This window comes from Sphingobium sp. B11D3B (genome assembly GCF_025961735.1).
Lineage (GTDB): Bacteria > Pseudomonadota > Alphaproteobacteria > Sphingomonadales > Sphingomonadaceae > Sphingobium.
In genome coordinates this window covers 478,268-496,523 of record NZ_JAOQOF010000001.1, presented here as the reverse complement: position 1 = coordinate 496,523, position 18,256 = coordinate 478,268, and the positions used below count along the sequence as shown (strand labels likewise).

Annotated in this window: 20 protein-coding genes and 1 pseudogene; 11 read left to right on the top strand and 10 right to left on the bottom strand. The window is 66.3% G+C overall.

Annotated elements, in window-relative coordinates; all coding sequences use genetic code 11:
* Positions 1 to 29: 29 nt before the first annotated feature.
* Complete coding sequence (locus M2333_RS02395) at positions 30 to 1,631, bottom strand: lysine--tRNA ligase (protein ID WP_264610742.1); 1,602 nt, start codon at positions 1,629 to 1,631, stop codon at positions 30 to 32.
* Positions 1,632 to 1,810: 179 nt separating this feature from the next.
* Between M2333_RS02395 and M2333_RS02390 the strand changes: the two genes are divergently transcribed.
* Positions 1,811 to 2,170: a PilZ domain-containing protein gene (locus M2333_RS02390; RefSeq protein ID WP_264610741.1), complete on the top strand. Its 360-nt coding sequence runs from the start codon at positions 1,811 to 1,813 to the stop codon at positions 2,168 to 2,170.
* 15 nt (positions 2,171 to 2,185) lie between these two features.
* Here M2333_RS02390 and M2333_RS02385 read toward each other — a convergent pair whose 3' ends face one another.
* Together M2333_RS02385 and M2333_RS02380 are read right to left on the bottom strand one after the other, a co-directional pair.
* Positions 2,186 to 2,398, bottom strand: a complete 213-nt coding sequence (locus tag M2333_RS02385; protein WP_181560206.1) for a hypothetical protein — start codon at positions 2,396 to 2,398, stop codon at positions 2,186 to 2,188.
* On the bottom strand, positions 2,395 to 2,835 hold the full coding sequence (locus tag M2333_RS02380) for a DUF983 domain-containing protein (RefSeq protein WP_413716458.1): 441 nt from the start codon (positions 2,833 to 2,835) through the stop codon (positions 2,395 to 2,397). Before M2333_RS02380 ends, M2333_RS02385 begins: the two co-directional genes overlap by 4 nt.
* Before the next feature lie 89 nt (positions 2,836 to 2,924).
* Here M2333_RS02380 and M2333_RS02375 point away from each other — a divergent pair, with 89 nt between their 5' ends.
* Genes M2333_RS02375 through M2333_RS02365 form a run of 3 tightly spaced genes read left to right on the top strand, consistent with a single transcriptional unit; the run spans position 2,925 to position 7,701 of the window.
* The gene (locus tag M2333_RS02375) at positions 2,925 to 4,298 is read left to right on the top strand and encodes a PLP-dependent aminotransferase family protein (protein ID WP_264610740.1); all 1,374 of its coding nucleotides are present in this window, start codon (positions 2,925 to 2,927) and stop codon (positions 4,296 to 4,298) included.
* 56 nt (positions 4,299 to 4,354) lie between these two features.
* On the top strand, positions 4,355 to 7,153 hold the full coding sequence (locus M2333_RS02370) for an ATP-dependent DNA helicase (RefSeq protein WP_264610739.1): 2,799 nt from the start codon (positions 4,355 to 4,357) through the stop codon (positions 7,151 to 7,153).
* On the top strand, positions 7,150 to 7,701 hold the full coding sequence (locus M2333_RS02365; RefSeq protein WP_264610738.1) for a SixA phosphatase family protein: 552 nt from the start codon (positions 7,150 to 7,152) through the stop codon (positions 7,699 to 7,701). Before M2333_RS02370 ends, M2333_RS02365 begins: the two co-directional genes overlap by 4 nt.
* A 247-nt stretch (positions 7,702 to 7,948) precedes the next feature.
* Here M2333_RS02365 and M2333_RS02360 read toward each other — a convergent pair.
* From M2333_RS02360 to M2333_RS02330, 7 genes and pseudogenes are all read right to left on the bottom strand, one after another.
* A pseudogene (locus M2333_RS02360) lies at positions 7,949 to 8,218 on the bottom strand (MerR family transcriptional regulator); the annotation flags it as partial.
* A gap of 85 nt (positions 8,219 to 8,303) precedes the next feature.
* Positions 8,304 to 8,600 (bottom strand): integration host factor subunit alpha, encoded by a 297-nt coding sequence (locus tag M2333_RS02355; RefSeq protein WP_181560211.1) that lies wholly within the window; start codon positions 8,598 to 8,600, stop codon positions 8,304 to 8,306.
* Between the two features lie 156 nt (positions 8,601 to 8,756).
* Positions 8,757 to 9,728: a beta-ketoacyl-ACP synthase III gene (locus M2333_RS02350; RefSeq protein ID WP_319801055.1), complete on the bottom strand. Its 972-nt coding sequence runs from the start codon at positions 9,726 to 9,728 to the stop codon at positions 8,757 to 8,759.
* The gene (plsX, locus tag M2333_RS02345; protein WP_264610737.1) at positions 9,725 to 10,771 is read right to left on the bottom strand and encodes a phosphate acyltransferase PlsX; all 1,047 of its coding nucleotides are present in this window, start codon (positions 10,769 to 10,771) and stop codon (positions 9,725 to 9,727) included. Before plsX ends, M2333_RS02350 begins: the two co-directional genes overlap by 4 nt.
* Positions 10,772 to 10,793: 22 nt before the next feature.
* The gene (gene rpmF / locus M2333_RS02340; RefSeq protein WP_181560213.1) at positions 10,794 to 10,973 is read right to left on the bottom strand and encodes a 50S ribosomal protein L32; all 180 of its coding nucleotides are present in this window, start codon (positions 10,971 to 10,973) and stop codon (positions 10,794 to 10,796) included.
* Between the two features lie 229 nt (positions 10,974 to 11,202).
* Entirely contained in the window at positions 11,203 to 11,880 is a 678-nt protein-coding gene (locus M2333_RS02335) for an MBL fold metallo-hydrolase (protein WP_319799380.1), read from the bottom strand.
* Between the two features lie 58 nt (positions 11,881 to 11,938).
* On the bottom strand, positions 11,939 to 12,640 hold the full coding sequence (locus M2333_RS02330; protein ID WP_264610736.1) for an NAD-dependent deacylase: 702 nt from the start codon (positions 12,638 to 12,640) through the stop codon (positions 11,939 to 11,941).
* 41 nt (positions 12,641 to 12,681) lie between these two features.
* Between M2333_RS02330 and dapB the strand changes: the two genes are divergently transcribed.
* From dapB to M2333_RS02295, 7 genes are all read left to right on the top strand, one after another.
* Positions 12,682 to 13,449, top strand: coding sequence for a 4-hydroxy-tetrahydrodipicolinate reductase (dapB, locus tag M2333_RS02325; RefSeq protein ID WP_264610735.1), 768 nt, complete (start codon positions 12,682 to 12,684; stop codon positions 13,447 to 13,449).
* Between the two features lie 3 nt (positions 13,450 to 13,452).
* Positions 13,453 to 14,109 carry an endonuclease III gene (gene nth, locus M2333_RS02320; protein WP_220128546.1) on the top strand — a complete coding sequence of 219 codons (657 nt, stop codon included), beginning with the start codon at positions 13,453 to 13,455 and terminating at the stop codon, positions 14,107 to 14,109.
* A gap of 104 nt (positions 14,110 to 14,213) precedes the next feature.
* Entirely contained in the window at positions 14,214 to 14,480 is a 267-nt protein-coding gene (locus M2333_RS02315) for a spike base protein, RCAP_Rcc01079 family (protein ID WP_264594149.1), read from the top strand.
* A gap of 128 nt (positions 14,481 to 14,608) precedes the next feature.
* Positions 14,609 to 17,002 carry a sialate O-acetylesterase gene (locus tag M2333_RS02310; protein WP_264610734.1) on the top strand — a complete coding sequence of 798 codons (2,394 nt, stop codon included), beginning with the start codon at positions 14,609 to 14,611 and terminating at the stop codon, positions 17,000 to 17,002.
* Entirely contained in the window at positions 16,999 to 17,262 is a 264-nt protein-coding gene (locus M2333_RS02305; protein WP_181560218.1) for a hypothetical protein, read from the top strand. Before M2333_RS02310 ends, M2333_RS02305 begins: the two co-directional genes overlap by 4 nt.
* On the top strand, positions 17,259 to 17,741 hold the full coding sequence (locus M2333_RS02300) for a lysozyme (protein ID WP_264610733.1): 483 nt from the start codon (positions 17,259 to 17,261) through the stop codon (positions 17,739 to 17,741). Before M2333_RS02305 ends, M2333_RS02300 begins: the two co-directional genes overlap by 4 nt.
* Positions 17,738 to 18,202, top strand: coding sequence for a hypothetical protein (locus M2333_RS02295; protein ID WP_264610732.1), 465 nt, complete (start codon positions 17,738 to 17,740; stop codon positions 18,200 to 18,202). The genes M2333_RS02300 and M2333_RS02295 overlap by 4 nt, the downstream gene beginning before the upstream one ends.
* The last annotated feature ends 54 nt before the right edge of the window (positions 18,203 to 18,256 follow it).

Below are 18,256 nucleotides of genomic sequence, written 5' to 3'. Positions count from 1 at the left end.
TGGAGGGTAGCTCACCCCCGTTCTACCGATTATGCGGCTGCCAAATCCAGCGCCTGGGCAATCAGCTTGCGGCTGTTTGCAATGCCATAAAGTGCGATGAAGCTGCCCATGCGCGGCCCCTGCTGGGCGCCGAGCAAGGTCTCATAGAGTGCCTTGAACCAGTCGCGCAGCTGCTCGAAGCCGTAATGCGGGTCCTTGCCGATTTCGTAGACGATATTCTGGATGTCTTCGGCCGAGGCGTCGTCCGGCAAAGCGGCGAGCTGGGCATCCAGTTCGCGCAGGGCCAGCGCTTCGTTGGGCTCCGGCGCGCGGCGCTTGAGCGTGGGCGCGACGAAATCGCGATTATAGGCCAGCGCATTGCGCACGAGGCCCGCGACGCGCGGATAGCGCTCCACCGAGGCATCGGGCGCGTAATTGCGCAGATAGGCCCACACCTGATGCTCGGTCGCATCGGCGCCCATGACGCCGACCAGATTGAGCAGCAGGCCATAGGTGACCGGCAGCGGATCGTCCGCCACCTGCCCGCCATGGACGTGGTGGACGGGATTGCCGAGGCGCTTGTCCACGGCTTGCGTCGCATAGGCCGAGCGGAACTGCTCATAATCATCGACCGCGCGCGGAATGACACCGATGTGCAGCGACTTGGCCGCCTTGGGCTCGCGATATATATAGAAGGCCAGACTCTCTTCCGAGCCATAGGTCAGCCACTGCTCGATGCTGAGGCCATTGCCCTTGGACTTGGAGATCTTCTCCCCCTTCTCGTCCAGGAACATCTCGTAATTGAAGCCCTCGGGCGGACGTCCGCCGAGCGCACGGGCGATCTTTGAGCTTTGCGTGACGCTGTCGATCAGATCCTTGCCGGCCATCTCATAATCGACGCCGAGCGCTACCCAGCGCATCGCCCAGTCGACCTTCCACTGCAGCTTGGCGCCGCCGGAGAGGATGCTCTGTTCGATCGTCTCGCCCTCATCCTCGAAGCGGACGATCCCGGCATCGGCATCGACCACCTCGACCGGCACCTGCAGCACGATGCCGCTCTTGGCGCTGATCGGTAGCACCGGCGAATAGGTTGCCTGCCGCTCCTTGCGCAGCGTGGGGAGCATGATGTCCATGATCGCCTGATAGTTGCGCAGCACATTGCGCAGGGCGTCATCGAACTGGCCCCCGCGATACATGTCCGTCGAGGAGACGAATTCGTAATCGAACCCGTAGCGATCGAGGAATGCGCGCAGCATCGCGTTATTGTGATGCGCGAAGCTCTCATATTTCTCGAACGGATCGGGCACCTGGGTGAGCGGTCGGCCGAGATGTTCGGTCAGCATTGCCTGATTGGGGACGTTGTCCGGCACCTTGCGCAGCCCGTCCATATCATCGCTGAACGCAATGAGCCGCGTGGGCGCGCCGGTGATTTCCTCATAGGCGTGGCGGACCATGGTGGTGCGCTGCACCTCGTTGAACGTGCCGATATGCGGCAGGCCCGAGGGGCCATAGCCGGTCTCGAACAGCATCGGCGCACCGCTCGGCTTGCCCTGCGGATAGCGCTTGAGCAGCTTGCGCGCTTCTTCATAGGGCCAGGCCTTGGAGACCTTCGCGGCCTCCCGCAGTTGAGCGGCATAATCAGCATCAGTCATGCGGCGAGCCTCTAGCGCCAAGAGCGCGCGCGCAACAACCAAAAAGGCCGGAGAGCAAAAAACAGAAATGCGACGAAACGAAAATTTTACCAATTGGTGTAAGACATCGTGAACGTCCGCCGGAGACGCAAAGCCCCTGGGGAGGGGAGAATCGGGTGGGCTTGTGTGGGAGTCTCACCGTGGACCATAAGATCGACCGGCCGCAGCGCGTCTGCGTCCAAGTTCCTGTTATCATAACAACCGTGCTCGATGTGCAGGAGGGCACTTTGGTGGACCTGACCGAGGACGGCGGCCTGATTTCAGGATGCAGCCTGAGCGAAGGCACACGCTTCCAGATCGATTATATGAGCGAGACGATCTATGCCCAGTCCATCTGGCATGAGGTTGACCGCACCGGCTGCCGATTCATTTTCCCGCTAAGGGATGGCGCGCTCTATCAGCATCTCGAACTGGCCCGATCGGCCCTTTTCGCGGAAAGTGCGGCCTTCGCGGATGCGAGCGCTAGCCCAATTCGCGGTTTTGGGCGCCGCCTCGCCTGAATTCCGTCTTTTACCTCAACATTCCTCGCCGACGAGCCGCCGGCCGTTGCGCCGGACCGGGGGGCCGGACTCGGGCTGAAGAATCTTGAGCAGGGCAAGCGCGAGCCGGACTTCCACGAAATCATCGCCCGCGCCCGTCGCGACCCGCTGAGCCTCTTCGGCAAAGCCGCTGTCGCGCAGATGCTGCGCTGCGGCCTTGCGGGCCAGATCGATGGGCGCAGCCGTCACGGCCGGTCGCCCGAAGGCGCCACCAGCGGACCATCCGCGCCATAAGGGCGCCAAGGTTGCGACACCCGCCCTTCCCGCGCCTTGAAGAAATACTGGCTGCAGATCAGCCAGCCCTTGAGCGGCCGCAACGGCAGGATGCAGGTGGCGAGCACCAGCGGCAGGGTGGTGACCAAATGCAGCCACAGCGGCGGATCGGCCTTTACCTGCAGCACGAGGGCGAAAACGACCGCAGGCACGCAGGCGAAGCAGATCACGAAGAAAGCGGGGCCATCGGCGGGCTCGGCATAATCATATGAGAGTCCGCAGACCTCACAGGAGTCGCGGATGGTCAGGAATCCCTTAAATAGCCGGCCCTGCGCGCAGCGTGGGCAGCGGCCGCGCAACCCGGTGCGCACGGGGTCATGCCGAGGCCCGTTTTCTTGCTCTTGCGTGGTCAGGTTCGACACGGCGATTGCTCCATTTCCTTTGGCAATCAGATAGGCGATATGTAGGCATCATCCTACCATACATAAAGCGGGCGCTTGCCATGCAGAACTGGGTTGCCCTGATCCGCGCCGAGAATCTCCGCGCCGACCACGGGCCAAAATATGCGGCCATTGCCGATGCCCTCCGCGGCGCGATCCACTCCGGCGAGTTGCGACCGGGCGAACGTCTCCCCGCGCAGCGCGATCTGGCGGCCCAGCTCGGCGTGGACCTGACGACGGTCACCCGCGCCTACACGCTGGTGCGCGAGGCCGGGCTGATCGAAGGCGCCGGGAAGCTCGGCAGCTTCGTGCGCAACGACATCGCCCTGCCCCGCTTTGGCGAAACCGCGAGCGACCGAGGCATGAATGTACCACCGCAACCGGGCTTCAACCTGCTGCCACAGGCGATCCACAATGGCATGGCCAGCCTGCTGCGTGCCGGCCGCCATTCCCCGATCCTCCAGTATCAGCCGAGCCTCGGCAACATCGCGGACCGCGCGCAAGGGGCCGAGCGGCTGGCGGCGGCGGGCTTACCGAGCGAGGCGGACCAGATCGCGATCACGGCGGGCGCCCAACATGCCCTGCACGGGCTGGTCCACAGCATTTTGGAGCCGGGCGACCGCCTGTGCTGCGCGCCGTTCGTCTATCCCGGCATGATCGCGCTGGCGCGGCGACGGGGTCTGGTGCTGACGCCCGTCAATGTCGATGATGAGGGGCTGATACCGGATGCGCTGGACGCAGCCCTGCGCGGGGGCGCGCGCGCCGTCTATCTCACGCCGACCAATGACAATCCCACCTGCATCACCATGGGATTGCGGCGCCGGGAGGAAATTGCCGCCGTCATCGTCACCCATGGCGCGACACTGATCGAGGACGACGCCTATGGGCAGCTCTGCCGCGCCGCCCATCCGCCCTGCGCGGCGCTGATCCCGGCGCAGAGCTGGTATATCGCCGGCACGTCCAAGCTCATCTCGCCGGTCTTGCGCGTCGCGCATGTTCGCGCGCCCTCCGCAGAGCAGAATCTGCAATTTGGCGCGGCGCTGGGCGACAGTGCCGTGATGGCGCCGCCGCTGAACGTCGCTCTGGTCAGCCACTGGCTGCGCGAGGGGCTGTTCGGTGCGCTGATCGATGGCGTGCGGGCGGAAGCGGTCACGCGGCACCGGCTCGTGACGCGCCATCTCGGCGGCCTGCCCTACCGGATGCAGCCCGAGGGTTACCATCTCTGGCTGGACCTGCGCGATACCAGCGGACGGGCGCCGGATATCGACGCGCTGATCGGTGTTCTGGGCGGCATGGGCCTTTCTGCCGTGGCCGGCAGTGCGTTCGCCGTTGAAGATGGCGCGTCCACGCATATGCGCCTGTCCGTCGGCGGCGCGCTCGACCATGGGGCGATCGAACGTGCGCTGCGACACCTCCGGGACCGACTAGGGCGCTGAGCCCCACCCCCGGCCGGCGGTTATGCGGTAAAATAACCGAACGGCGCGTTCCCCTTATGGACCAAGCACGCTATGGCTGCTGGGTGTCCCCATCCGATCCGATCCTGCCGGGCCTGCCACCGGCGCTCCATGCCAGCCATGCCGGCATCTGGCTGACCGACGGCAGCGGCGAGCAGACCATCGGGCTTGGTCGCGGACAGGCCCTTGCGCGCGCCGCGGATACGCCGCTCCTGCTGGTCAATGCGCCCTTGCTGGGATCGCGACTGGGCTATGCGGATCTCTCTGGCCTCGACCTGCTGGAGCTATTTGCCTTCCTCTTCCCCGCCCAGTTCGTGATTCCCACAGTTGCGGGGCTCGCCCGGGCCGTGGGCCTCGCGCCGCCGGCCAGCGATGCCGAGGCGGCCCGGCTCATCCCGCAGATTGCCAGCTCCATGCTCGGCTGGACTGAGCGGGCCGACTGGGCGGAACGTGAAGGCGCCTGGACCAGCCTCAATCAGCTTGAGCGGTTGCGCTGGAGTTGGGCGCCGCTGCTGCGCCCGCGCATTCGCCAACCGGCTGAGGCCGAGCGATGGCTGTTCACGCGCCTGCCGCAATGGGAGGAGCAGGCACCCCGCCCTGCCCCGCGCCCGGTGACCCTCGACGAGGCGGATGTGCTGGCGCGCCTGCGTAGCCTGACCGGCAGCGGTGCCGAAACGCGGCAGGGCCAGCGGGATTTCGCCGCCGCCGCGTCCGGCAGCTTCGCGCCCCGGCCGCGTGAGGACACGCCCAATGTGGTGCTGGCGCAGGCGGGCACAGGCATCGGCAAGACGCTCGGCTATCTCGCACCCGCGACGCTGTGGGCCGAGCAATCCGGCGGGACGGTGTGGATCGCGACCTACACCAAGGCCCTGCAGCGCCAGCTCGACCGCGAAACCCGGCGCCATTATCCGGACGATGCCGCCTTCCGCCGCCATGTCGTCATTCGCAAGGGGCGTGAGAATTATCTCTGCCTGCTCAACCTGGAAGATGCCCTGCAGGGCGGCTTCGCCGGGCGCGCGGCGGTGCTGGCGCAGTTCGTGGCGCGCTGGGCGGGCTATACGCGCGACGGGGATATGGTCGGGGGCGATCTGCCGGGCTGGCTGATGGCCATGTTCCGCCGCGCGGGTGCGACCGCGCTCACCGATCGGCGCGGCGAGTGCATCTATGCAGGCTGCCCGCATTTCCGCACCTGCTTCATCGAACGGGCGACCCGCGCCAGCCAGAATGCGGACCTTGTAATCGCCAATCACGCGCTGGTGATGATCAACGCTGCGCGCGGGCGGGAAGCGCAGGGTACGCCGACCCGGATCGTCTTCGACGAGGGGCACCATCTGTTCGATGCGGCGGACTCGACCTTCGGCGCGGCACTGACCGGGCGCGAGGCGATCGAACTGCGGCGCTGGATCATGGGGCCGGAAAGCGAGCGCAAGGGGCGCCGGCGCGGCCTCGCCGCCCGCCTCTCCGATGTCGCGAGCTATGACGAGGAAGGCGCCGAGGCCATCGACGCGGCACGCGAAGCCGCCCGCGCCCTGCCGGGCGAGGACTGGCTCCGCCGCGTCGTCGAGCACGGCGCCGAGGGTGCTATCGAGGCGGTGCTCGCCGCCGTGCGCGACACCGTCTACGCCCGCGCCGAACGGGACGGACGCGACACCGACCCGGGCTATGGGCTGGAAGTGGACCTGAGCGAAGCGGACGGCGCACTGATCGATGCTGCGACCGATGCCGCGCGCGCGCTGGAGGCACTGCTGGGGCCGCTCCAGCGGCTGGGCAAGCGCCTCGTTGCGGTGATTGAGCTTGCGCCGGACTGGCTGGACGGCCCGGCGCGCGCGCGCATCGATGGCGCGATTTCCGCCCTTGGCTGGCGGTGTGATCTGCTGCGCGCCTGGATTGCGCTCCTGCTGCGCGTCGGCGGGCCGCCGGAGCCGGCCTTTGTCGACTGGCTGGCGGTGGACCGCGTCGAGGGCAAGGAATATGATATCGGCCTGCACCGCCACTGGCTGGACCCGACCAAGCCGCTGGCCGAGACGGTGATGCGCCCGGCCCATGGCGTGCTCGTCACGTCGGCGACGCTGCGGGCCGGCGGCGATACCCAGACGGCCGTCGAGCGATCGGGCGCGGTGCACCTCGGCCGCGCGCCGCAGTGGTTCGAGGCGGCCAGCCCCTTCGACTATGCGCGACAGAGCGAAGTGCTGATCGTCACCGACATCAAGCGCGGCGACCTACCCGCGCTGGCCGGTGCCTATGCGCGGCTGATCGAGGCGGCGGGCGGCGGGACGCTGGGACTGTTTACGGCGATCCGCCGGCTGCGCTCCGTGCAAAAGCGCATTGCCGATCGGCTCGCCCGGGCCGGGCTGCCGCTCTATGCGCAGCATGTCGACCCGTTCGACCCCGCAACCCTGATCGACATGTTCCGGGACGATCCCCGCGCTTCCCTGCTCGGTACGGACGCGCTGCGTGACGGCATCGACGTGCCGGGCGATTCGCTGCGGCTGGTGGTGATGGAAGGCGTGCCCTGGGCCAAACCCTCGGTCCTCCACGCGACGCGGCGGCAAGCCAGTGGTGAGCCGACCGCCTATGATGATCGGCTGGTCCGCGCCCGCCTCGCCCAGGCATTCGGGCGGCTGATCCGCCGGGGTGACGACAGCGGCCAGTTCGTGATGCTCTCCTCGGCCATGCCCAGCCGATTGTTGAGTGCTTTTCCACCCGATGTCCCCATCCTGCGCATTCCGCTCGATGAAGCCATCGCTCGCGTGCGCTCCCGCCTTGGTTCCTCGGCCGATATCGGGCAGAGACCGCTGGACGGATCTTATGAGACTAGGGTGTCCACCAAGGAATGAAGACGGTTATCGTTCTGCGTCATGCCAAGTCCGACTGGAGCGATGCCGCGCTGCGCGACTTCGACCGCGGACTGAACGGCCGCGGCGAACGCGCGGCCGCCGTGATGGGCCAATGGGCCGCCGGTCACGGCGTGACCTTCGAGACGATCATCGCATCGCCCGCCGTCCGCGTGACGCAGACATTGGCACGTTTTCGCGACGCTTATGGCCCCTGCCCCGAACCCATGCGGGACATGCGGCTCTATCTGGCTTCTGCCGGAACCATAGCAGAGGTGTTGAGCGAAACCGCGCCGGACCGGGCCTCGGTTCTGTTGGCCGCCCACAGTCCCGGTCTTGAGGATTTCATCCTGACGGCCAGCGGCCAAGAGCGGCTGGCCGGACTGCGCGCATCCGTCGAAACGAAATTTCCGACCGCCGCCATGGCCGTGCTGACCTTCGATGTGGCGGACTGGGCTGACCTGGCCAGCGGATTCGCTGATGCGGCGACGCTTGAAACCTTTGTACGGCCACGCGATCTGGATCCGAGTCTGGGGCCGGACCAGCGCTGAGTCGGAAGCGCAGACAGGCCGCTCAACCGGGGTTGAGCGCCTCTTCGAGATTGTTGCGGATCACCCTCAGCCTTGCAATCACCGTGGAGATGTCCGGCGAGGCTGGCGCGCGCGGGCGAACCGGCTGATCGACGGCCGTCCCTGAAAACAGGTCGTCCATTGCCGTCCGTGCCAGACTGGAACGCCCGTCGCTCGCCGCAAGCGCAGGCCCTTGCACGAGCCGCTCCGCGGGTTGCGCTGCGTCTGCCTCAGGGAGGGGAGGCGCCGACGCCGCCTTGCGCACGCCGGCCAAGGCCCGCTGCGCACCTGGCACAGTAAAGCCTTCCTCATTCAACAGTCGATGAATCCGACGCGCAAGTTCCACGTCCGCCGGCCGATAATAGCGGCGATTACCAGAACGCTGGAGCGGACGAAGCTGCGGGAACCGGGTCTCCCAGTAGCGCAAGATATGCTGCGCCACGCCCAGTTCACGAGCAAGCTCTCCAATCGTCAGAAACGCGCCGTCATCTTTGGCCATGCCTTATTCTGCAACGAGATACGCGCGCGGGTCAATCCGCGACCGACCGCACGAGCCCATCACGCGACAGTCAGCCGTGAGATATTCAGGCGCCGGCGACGCGTTCGCGCAGCGTCTGGCTCGGCCGGAAGGTGAGAACCCGCCGCGGCGTGATCGGCACCTCGACGCCGGTTTTCGGATTGCGCCCGACGCGCTCGTTCTTGTCGCGCAGCACGAACGTCCCAAAACCGGAAATTTTGACATTCTCGCCTTGCTCAAGTGCCTCACTCACAAGGTCGAGCACCTGCTCGACAATCTGCGCGGATTCAGACCGCGAGAGGCCGATCTGGCGGTTGAGCCGATCAGCGATCTCAGCGCGGGTCAACGTTTCTTCTGAACTCATTTCGCCCCCAAATAACGAAACCAAGCGCGCCCTGTCCCCCAACAGGCCACATCGCCGTCTCTGCGGCAGAAACTCTTACAATGCAATCGGCAAGAATCGAAACAAGCCGCAGTTATTTCGCGATATTATTGAAAAATAAGATTATCAGAACACGGGCTAAAACCGCAGGGCACTCGCGCCCCAGGTGAAGCCGCCGCCCATCGCTTCCAGCACGAGAAGATCGCCCCGCTTGATGCGCCCGTCCCGCACGGCGGTATCGAGCGCCAACGGGACCGACGCGGCCGAGGTATTGGCATGCTGATCGACGGTGACGATCACCCGCTCCGCCTCCAGCCCCAGCTTGCGCGCCGTGGCATCGAGAATGCGGGCATTGGCCTGATGCGGGACTACCCAGTCAATATCCTCGACAGCGATATCGGCCGCCTCCAGCACTTCGCGGAGAACCTGCGCAAGGTTGACGACCGCGTGGCGGAAGACGTCCTGCCCCTTCATCCGCAACTTGCCGACCGTTCCGGTGGTCGAGACGCCGCCGTCGGTATGGAGCAGGCAGTTATGCCGGCCATCGGCGTGGAGGCGACTGGCGAGAATGCCCCGCCCGGTCTCCTCATCGGTATCCTGCCCGCGCAGCAGCACGGCGCCCGCACCATCGCCGAACAGCACGCAGGTGCCGCGATCTTCCCAGTCGAGCAGCCGGCTCATCGTCTCCGAGCCGATCACCAGCGCGGTCTTTGCCGCGCCACCACGGATCATGTTGTCCGCGACAGTCAGCGCGTACAGAAAGCCCGAGCATACCGCTGCCACGTCGAATGCGACGCAATCATTGATGCCAAGACCGGTCTGAACGCGCGTGGCAGTCGCCGGGAAGGTCTGATCGGGCGTCGTGGTCGCCAGAATGATGAGATCGACCTCGGTGGCCGGGACATTTGCCGCCTGCAAAGCCTTGCGCGCCGCCTCGACCGCGAGCGTGGAGGTCGTTTCGCCCTCCCCGGCCAAATGGCGAGCATGAATGCCGGTCCGCTCGACGATCCACTCGTCGCTCGTGTCCACTGTCTGCGCCAACTCATGATTGTCGACACGGCGCCGGGGCAGGGCGGACCCGGTCCCTTCGATCACGGACCGCAAGGTCATTTGGCGACCAGTTCCTCTTTTCCAATAGGCCCAACGCGGGCGATGTCCTGCGCGATGCGGGCACTCAGATCTTCCTCCACCAGCCGCGCGGCGACGTGGACGGCGTTGGCGATGCCCTTTTCGTCGGCACTGCCGTGGCTCTTCACCACCATGCCGTTGAGGCCGAGGAAGACGGCGCCATTATGATTGTTGGGATCAAGATGCACCTTGAGCAGGTGCAGCGCCGGCTTGGAGAGCAGGAAACCGGCCTTGGAGCGCAACGAACTGGTAAAGGCACGGCGCAGCACGTCGGTTACGAACCGGGCGGTGCCTTCGGCCGTCTTGAGCGCGATATTGCCGGCAAAGCCCTCGGCGACGATCACATCCGCATCGCCCGAGCCGATCTTGTCTCCCTCGATGAAGCCATCGAAGCGGAGCGGCAGGCCGATGCCCTTGCGAAGTATCGCAGCGGCATCGCGAATTTCGTCAGTGCCCTTCAAATCCTCGGTGCCGATGTTGAGCAGGCGCACGCGCGGCATCTCGAGATCGAGCACGACACGGGCATAAGCGGCGCCCATGACCGCGAATTCGACGAGATTGCGCGCGTCGCACTCGGTGTTCGCACCGAGATCGAGCATGACGACATCATTGTCGCCCAGCGTGGGCAGGAATGCAGCCAAGGCCGGCCGGTCGATCCCCGGCAGCGTGCGCAGGGCGAGCTTGGCGATTGCCATCAGAGCGCCGGTATTCCCGGCGGAGACGGCAGCCTGCGCGTCGCCGTTCTTCACAGCCTGAATCGCCAAGCCCATGGAGCTCTGGCGGGACTGGCGGATCGCCTGACTGGGCTTGTCGCCCGCGTTCACCACCTTGTCGGTGTGAACGATTTCAGCGGCCTGCGAGAGATTGGGGTGGTTGGCGAGCGCGGCACGAATCCGCGTCTCATCACCAAAGAGCAGGAATTGCAGCCCTTCATGCCGACGACGCGCCAAGGCGACGCCCGCGATCATCACGCGGACGCCCTCGTCACCGCCCATCGCATCAATCGCGATCCGCGGCGTCTTCACAGCATGATTCCCCGGTCGGGCCTCAGGCGCCGATCGCGACGATTTCGCGGCCGTTATAGTGCCCGCAAGCGGTGCACAGATTGTGGGGGCGCTTCAGCTCACCACAATTGGGGCATTCCTGATAGGATTCCACGCGCAGCGAGTCATGGCTGCGACGCATGCCGCGCTTGGACGGCGAAGTTTTTCTCTTTGGGACAGCCATGAGGGCACCTGTCTAAAAAACGCAAAACATCAATAACGGGTTCGCTTGCCTGGCCGCCTGCAAAGGCGTCTTGGCGGCCACAGAGGACCGCGGCCAACCGAGAGCCGGGCGTTCGCGAGAGTGAGCGCCTATAGCGCTTTTTCCTGATGGTGCAACCGATTCATTGGACAAACTGGGCGCTAGCGGGACCGAACCGGACATTGCGTGGCGGGAACGCCGTATCGCGCCGTCAGTCGCGCACGCCCGTGACGCTGTCGCCCACAAAGGGGTTGCTCGCCCGCTCATGGGCGAAGCTGCTTGGCTGGCCATGGCCCGGCACGAAGATTGTCTCACCGCCCAGCGGCCAGAGCTTGCGCGTGATCGACGCAATCAGATCCTCATGATTGCCGAGCGGAAAATCGGTGCGGCCGATGGAGCCCTGAAAGAGGACATCGCCGACAATGGCGAGCTTTGACGGGCCATGATGAAACACGACGTGACCCGGCGTGTGGCCGGGGCAATGGATGACATCCAGCACCAGCTCGCCGACGGTGACCGTGTCCCCATCGACCAGCCAGCGCGTCGGCTCGAACGGCTCGCCGGGTACGCCCCAGCGCTTGCCGTCATCATCCAGCCGCGCGATCCAGAAGCGATCATCCTCATGGGGCCCCTCGATAGGCAGGCCCAATTCCTTGGCGAGCACGCCGGCCTGCCCGCAATGATCGATATGACCGTGCGTCACGAGCAGCTTCTCCAGCGTCACGCCGGCATCCGCCACCGCCTTCTTGAGCCGCGCCAGATCCCCGCCGGGATCGACCAACGCGCCCCGCATGGTTTTGGTGCACCAGATGAGCGAGCAATTCTGCTGGAGCGGCGTCACCGGAATCATCGCGGCGCGCATCGGCGGATTTTTTGGATCGGCAGTCATGCGGTCTGATCTGGCAGTCGAATCCGCCCGGCGCAAGGGTAGCGCGGGGCAGCGGCGTTCAGGACGCCAGCATCTCCTCGACCCATGCCGGCACGAGCTGGCTCGCCGGGCCGAGGCGGGATTCATCGAACCAGGCGCTGCCTTCTGAAGGTTCGAGATTCAGCTCCAGCGTCCGCGCGCCATAGGCCTGCGCCATGCGGACGAACCCGGCGGCTGGATAAACAGCGCCCGACGTGCCGATCGACACGAACAGATCGGCACGGGCCAGCGCCGCTTCGATCCGCGCCATCTGATAAGGCATCTCGCCGAAAAACACGATGTCGGGCCGCAGAGCGGGCGCGCCGCAGGTGGGGCACGTCGCTGCAGGCGGGAGAGGACCCGTCCACGGCAGACGGTAATCGCAGGCGGCGCACAGCGCGCTGTTCAACGCGCCATGCATATGGAGGAGGTTGCGCGAGCCGCCCCTCTCGTGGAGATCATCGACATTCTGCGTGACCAGCAGGAGCTCGCCGGGCCAATGCGCTTCCAGCCGGGCGAGCGCCTCATGCGCGGGATTGGGCTCAACGCGGTCCAACGCGGCGCGACGCATATCATAGAAGCGATGGACCAATGCAGGATCGCGCGCCAGCGCTTCGGGCGTGCAGACATCCTCGATCCGATGCTGTGCCCACAGGCCATCTTCCGAGCGGAAGGTCTCCAGGCCGCTTTCTGCCGAGATGCCGGCGCCGGTGAGGATGACAAGTGCGTTCGAGTCTGGCATCGGCGCGATGAGACAGATTTGGGGCGAAGGACGCAAGCATCATGACGGCGATCGGCATCTTTGGCGCGCGGGGGCGCATGGGTCAGGCGATCGCGGGGGTTGCGGCGGATGCCGGGATTGCGGTGGCGGGCGGAACGGACAGTCAGCCGGGCGGGACCATCGGCGCAGAAGGCGCGGCGATCACCAGCGATGCGATGGGTCTTGCGGCCCGCGCCGAGGTGCTGATCGACTTCTCGGTGCCCGGCGCGCTGCAGGCGCATCTCGATGCCTGCGTCGCGGCGGGCAAGCCGATGCTGATCGGCACGACCGGCCTCGAAGCAGCCCATCACGCCGCCATCGACCGCGCGTCGGCGCACATCGCGGTGCTGCAAACGGGCAATACCTCGCTCGGCGTCAATCTGCTGGCTGCGCTCGTCCGGGAAGCGGCCGCGCGACTGGGCGACGATTGGGACATCGAAATTCTGGAAATGCATCACCGCCACAAGGTGGATGCCCCTTCCGGCACGGCGCTGTTGCTGGGCGAAGCGGCAGCGGCCGGGCGCGGGATCAGCCTTGCCGAGCATAGCGCGCGGGGGCGCGACGGGATCACCGGCGCGCGCAAGGCCGGCGACATCGGTTTTGCGGCGCTGCGCGGGGGATCGGTCGCAGGCGATCATCTTGTGGTGCTGGCCGCCGATCAAGAGCGGATCGAGCTGGGTCACCGGGCCGAGAGCCGCATCATCTTCGCCCGTGGTGCGGTGAAGGCCGCGCAATGGCTGATCGGCAAGGCGCCGGGACGCTATGCCATGGCGGATGTGCTGGGGCTTTAGGTTTTGAGCCGCCAGCGCATTCTCAACCGCGATCAGATTTTTACGCTATTCTCGCGGCTGGCGGAGCATAATCCCGAGCCTCGCACCGAGCTGGAATATGGCAATGATTTCCAATTGCTGGTGGCCGTGGTCCTCTCCGCGCAGGCGACCGATGCGGGCGTCAACAAGGCGACGCGGCGGCTGTTCGAAACGGTGAAGACGCCGGCGGACATGGTGGCGCTCGGCGAGGAGGCGCTCAAGGAACACATCAAGACCATCGGCCTCTTCAACACCAAGGCCAAGAACGTCATCGCGCTCTCGCAGGTCTTGGTGGAGACCTACGGCGGCGAAGTGCCGCGCGACCGGGACGTGCTGACCACCCTGCCGGGCGTGGGGCGCAAAACCGCCAATGTGGTGATGAACACGGCATTCGGCGAGGAAACCTTTGCGGTCGATACCCATATCTTCCGGGTCGGCAACCGCACCGGGCTGGCGCCGGGGAAGACCGTGCTCGCCGTCGAGAGCGGGCTGGAAAAGCGCGTTCCCCAGCCCTTTCGGCGCGATGCCCACCATTGGCTGATCCTGCATGGCCGCTATGTCTGCAAAGCCCGTAAGCCCGAATGCTGGCGCTGCATCATCAACGATGTGTGCCTGTTCAAGGACAAGACGCCAGCACCGTGATTTTACCAGATAGGTAAATTTAATCTGTCCTACAGCACTTCTCCGGTGGCTTAAGGGCGTTGCGGCGATTCGGCCGCAGCACTCGCCACAGGAAGGGCACGGACATGGCCGACCGCTTCGAAACCCAGATCGACTCCCTCACCCAGCCAGCGCGCGAGGCCTTTGCCATCACGCCCCACGCCACCAATGAAATCGACCCTCTGCCCAAGGCCATCTATGTCGGGACAGGCGGCGCCATCACGCTGCGCGCGGCGGGCTCCAGCACGGACGTGGTGCTCAAGAATGTAGCGTCAGGGCAGATCCTCGACATCCGCGCTCGCTACATCCGCGCCAGCGGCACGACCGCGGCCGACATTGTGGGCCTTGCTTGATGGTCGGTCCCGGATTTGGTTTCGGCGCTGCAGGGTCTGCGCGCCGTCATCGGCCCCTTGGCGTCTCCCCGACGCCGACGCCTACACCAACCCCGACGCCCGCCCCCAGTTGGACGAGCAGACCCGCCATGACCGGCGCCGCCAGTCCTCCGCGCGTCGGCGATATGCTCACCGCTCTGGGCGGCATCATCGTGAACGGCGCGGCGACGGGCTGGCAGTGGCTGCGCGATGGCGTACCCATCGCAGGCGCCACCGCGAACAGCTATGTGCTGGCTGCCGCCGATATGGGATCGATGATCAACCTGCGCGAGCTGGCCAGCGGGGCCGGCGGCAGTGGGTCGGCCGATGCGGACCCCGTCGGGCCGGTCGCTGCGACGCTCGTCGCAGCCAGTTACAGCGCAGGCTTCACGCTGGCGCAGTTCCCGAGCTACGAAGAAAAGCGGATTTACCAGCGCACGACCAACAGCGGCGGTGGCCAAGGCAAGGGCACCGGCACGATCCGCGTGCCGCTGTCCGGCACCGTCACCACCGGCACGGTCGGGGTGCGTATCCGCTCCGCCGAGGATGGAACAACGATCCTGCAGGGGCCGTGGACCGCCGGCACGATCGCAAACGGCGCCACCTATGTCGACGTAACCGGCGTGGACGCGCGGCTTGGCTGGTTCTTCGTCGATCTGAAGGGCGCGGATGGCGCCTGGCAGCTGGGCACCGTCAAGGTCGGCATGGGCATGCTGACCGGCTTTGCGGGTCAGTCGCTCACCGTGCGGATGCTGGGGCGACAGGCCACCGATTCGACGGCGACCTTCGCCTCGCTTGGGATCGCGCCGGATGCCAACAGCGCGGTGCTGGCGCGCTATGTGGATGGCAACACCTACAATCCCGCCGCCGCCACCATGCCATGGCAGACGCCGGCTGATATGAGCAATAGCACCGGCCCCAATTCCGTCGGCGTCGGTGAATATCTCAACCGCATGATTGCGCTGACCGGCGTCAACTGCGGCGTTGTCGGCCATGCGGTCGGCGGCACCACCATCGCCAGCTTCTTTAGCGGGCAGAGCAACTGGACGGCGCTCACCGAGGTGATGAACCGGGCCGGCAATGGCTTCGAGGCCTTTGTCTGGGGCCAGGGCCATACCGAGGCCCTCTATGGTATCCCGCCCAAGGCTTATGGCCAGGCCCTGAGCACCCTCTTCAGCCAGCTGACCGCGCTCAACAGCCTGCCGTCCTTCGCCCGCCTCGTCTGGACCATCCCCTCCATGGGGCTGGTGCGCAGCTGGGGCACGCCGTGGCAGGTGAGCCGCATCCGCAAGGGCGCGCAGGATTGGTGCGCGGCCAATGGCGGCACCTATGTCCATATGGACGATACGCTGATGAGCAGCGACGGCATCCACCAGACGCAGGCCGGCTCGCTGACCATGGCGCGCCACCTGTATCGCGCGCTGCGCAGTTCTTATGGCGCGAGCGCGGGCCTTGGCCCCGCGCCCCTGTCCGCCACCCGATCCGGCACCACGATCACGCTTACGCTGAGCAATGTCGGCCAGAGCGCTCTCGTGCTGAGCGGCACGCCGGGGAACCGCTTGTGGGTGTTCCCACGCGGCCGGGTGAACCCGCTGGCCAACAATGCGACCGATAACCGCTTCCCGGTCGCCTCGGTCAGCGCAGTGAACGCCACGACGCTCGCGATCACGCTCGCCAACGATCCCGGCCCCGGGCATGAGCTCGATCTCTGGGTCTACTTCCCGAGCGGCCCGGCCAATGCGGCGACCGACACGATCCGCGATGACCGGACCGATGGAGACGGCATCACCACCGGCCGCATCGTACAGGGCAGCACGCTCCCCATCGCCATCGCGGCGCCGACGCCGGGCGGCGCGATCAATGCCCCGCCGAGCGGCTTCATCGCGCCGATCAGCCCGCTCAGCATGGCCGAGACGAGCACGAGCTATGCCGCCAGCACCGGTGGCGCGGCGTTCGGCCAGCAGATGACGGGCGGCACCGCGCGCGGCAGTTACAGCCCGGTCTTCGCGCCGATTACCGTGGAGGGCTTCTTCACCTGCCCGGACCCGCTCCCGGGCGCGATCCAGGTCCTGTTCGGCGGGTTCGGAAGCAACGGCTCCCGCTTTGTCGCCATCGATGGCGCCGGCAAGCTGCGGGTCTGGAGCGGTCTCACCGGCACCACCGTGCTGGCGCCCGGCAAGCGCTACCATGTCGCCTGCCAGGCCGGGCCGGGAGGGCTGGCGCTCTATGTGACCAACGTCACCGATGGCCTTCCCGGTACCCGCGAGAGCTATGCCGCGTTCGGCGAGACGATCGTGCCGGCCGCCTCGGGCTATTCGCTCCGCAACCACAACGGCGAATACGGGCTCACCGGCGGCGCGCTGGATGAATGGGCGGTGTTCAACAGCGAGCGCTACAGCGGCACGACCTACACCTGCCCGACCGCGCCGCTCAACGGCGATGAAGCGGATATCGTCGCGCTCTACCGCTGCGATGGCGAGGCAAAGGACATGGTGACAAGATGACCAGCCCGCAACTCGCGCGGAAGCTGGATCAACTGATCGGCAAGGTGGAGAGCCTTGCCGAGACGGTCGACCGGCAGGCGCAGGAAATCGGCCGCGCATCCGAACGGCTTGCGCTGGTCGAACAGGACACGAAGCGGACCATGGAAGTGATCGAAGCCTGGCGCGCGGCGAAGCTCTGGCTGCGCTGGAGCCGATGGGTGGCGGGTTTCATCGCCTCGATGATCGCCGCGTTCGCGGCCTTCAAGGGTTTGAGCAAATGAACGCGCGGGATACGCTGCTGGGCGGCGCAGTCGGCAGCGCTTTCATCGGCCTCGCCATCATGATCGCGGCACCGTTCATCGCGCAATGGGAAGGCACACGGACCGACCCTTATCGCGACATCGCGGGCATTTGGACGGTCTGCACCGGCGAGACCCGCGTGCCGATGCGGCGTTACACGCCTGCCGAATGCGCGGCGATGTTGGATCGAACGCTGGCCGCCGACTGGGCGCCCGCGGTGCTGCGCGCCGTGCCAGCGCTCAAGGATCGGCCCTATCAGTTCGCGGCGGCCATCTCGCTCACCTATAATATTGGCGAGGCGGCCTTTGCGCGCTCGACGGTCGCACGGCGGTTCAACGCGGGCGATTGGCCGGGCGGCTGCGACGCGTTCCGGCTCTGGGTGATGGTCGATGGGCGGCGCGTGCAGGGGCTGGTCAACCGGCGGGAGGCAGAGCGCCGGCTCTGCCTGACCAACCTGTGACGCTGCAAGGATGGCCCGGCGCCACTGGCGCGCTCGCCCTCGCTCTTATTCTCTCGCTGGCATGGGGGATGCGGGTCGACCATCTGCGCGCACGCCATGCGGCCGCACTCGCACAGGCCCGCCAGGATTATCGCGCCGCCCAGGACAAGGCGCAGGCGGATTTCGACGCGCAGGTCGCCGCGCTACGCGTTCACAACAGGAGGCTCAACGATGCTGCCGAACAGAAGAGCGAGGCTCTTACCCTTGTTTATCGTGATCGCGTTGTGCGCCTGCCAGCCGCGCCCGCTACCTGTGCTGCCACTATCCCCGGCCTGCCCGCGCCCCGCGATGCCCAGCCTGTTGACCGATCCGGTCGCGATCCCATCCTTTTTGACCGCGCCGACGCCCTGATCTGCGCGACCAATACTGCCCGGCTGGAGGCGGCGCGCGCCTGGGCACTGGAGATGCAGACCGGGCCATGACCTTGCCGACGAGCCGCATTGCGGATTGACCCCCGCGCGGCGAAATCATAGGGA

Excerpts from the sequence above, each read along its gene's own strand:
- M2333_RS02355 (WP_181560211.1), bottom strand. The coding sequence starts at position 8,600 with ATGAGTTCAGAAGAAACGTTGACCCGCGCTGAGATCGCTGATCGGCTC.
- M2333_RS02330 (WP_264610736.1), bottom strand. The coding sequence starts at position 12,640 with ATGCCAGACTCGAACGCACTTGTCATCCTCACCGGCGCCGGCATCTCG.
- M2333_RS02300 (WP_264610733.1), top strand. The coding sequence starts at position 17,259 with ATGAACGCGCGGGATACGCTGCTGGGCGGCGCAGTCGGCAGCGCTTTC.
- rpmF (WP_181560213.1), bottom strand. The coding sequence starts at position 10,973 with ATGGCTGTCCCAAAGAGAAAAACTTCGCCGTCCAAGCGCGGCATGCGT.
- M2333_RS02365 (WP_264610738.1), top strand. The coding sequence starts at position 7,150 with ATGAAGACGGTTATCGTTCTGCGTCATGCCAAGTCCGACTGGAGCGAT.
- M2333_RS02395 (WP_264610742.1), bottom strand. The coding sequence starts at position 1,631 with ATGACTGATGCTGATTATGCCGCTCAACTGCGGGAGGCCGCGAAGGTC.
- M2333_RS02350 (WP_319801055.1), bottom strand. The coding sequence starts at position 9,728 with ATGACCTTGCGGTCCGTGATCGAAGGGACCGGGTCCGCCCTGCCCCGG.
- M2333_RS02315 (WP_264594149.1), top strand. The coding sequence starts at position 14,214 with ATGGCCGACCGCTTCGAAACCCAGATCGACTCCCTCACCCAGCCAGCG.
- M2333_RS02335 (WP_319799380.1), bottom strand. The coding sequence starts at position 11,880 with ATGACTGCCGATCCAAAAAATCCGCCGATGCGCGCCGCGATGATTCCG.
- M2333_RS02375 (WP_264610740.1), top strand. The coding sequence starts at position 2,925 with ATGCAGAACTGGGTTGCCCTGATCCGCGCCGAGAATCTCCGCGCCGAC.
- dapB (WP_264610735.1), top strand. The coding sequence starts at position 12,682 with ATGACGGCGATCGGCATCTTTGGCGCGCGGGGGCGCATGGGTCAGGCG.
- M2333_RS02370 (WP_264610739.1), top strand. The coding sequence starts at position 4,355 with ATGGACCAAGCACGCTATGGCTGCTGGGTGTCCCCATCCGATCCGATC.
- M2333_RS02310 (WP_264610734.1), top strand. The coding sequence starts at position 14,609 with ATGACCGGCGCCGCCAGTCCTCCGCGCGTCGGCGATATGCTCACCGCT.
- M2333_RS02305 (WP_181560218.1), top strand. The coding sequence starts at position 16,999 with ATGACCAGCCCGCAACTCGCGCGGAAGCTGGATCAACTGATCGGCAAG.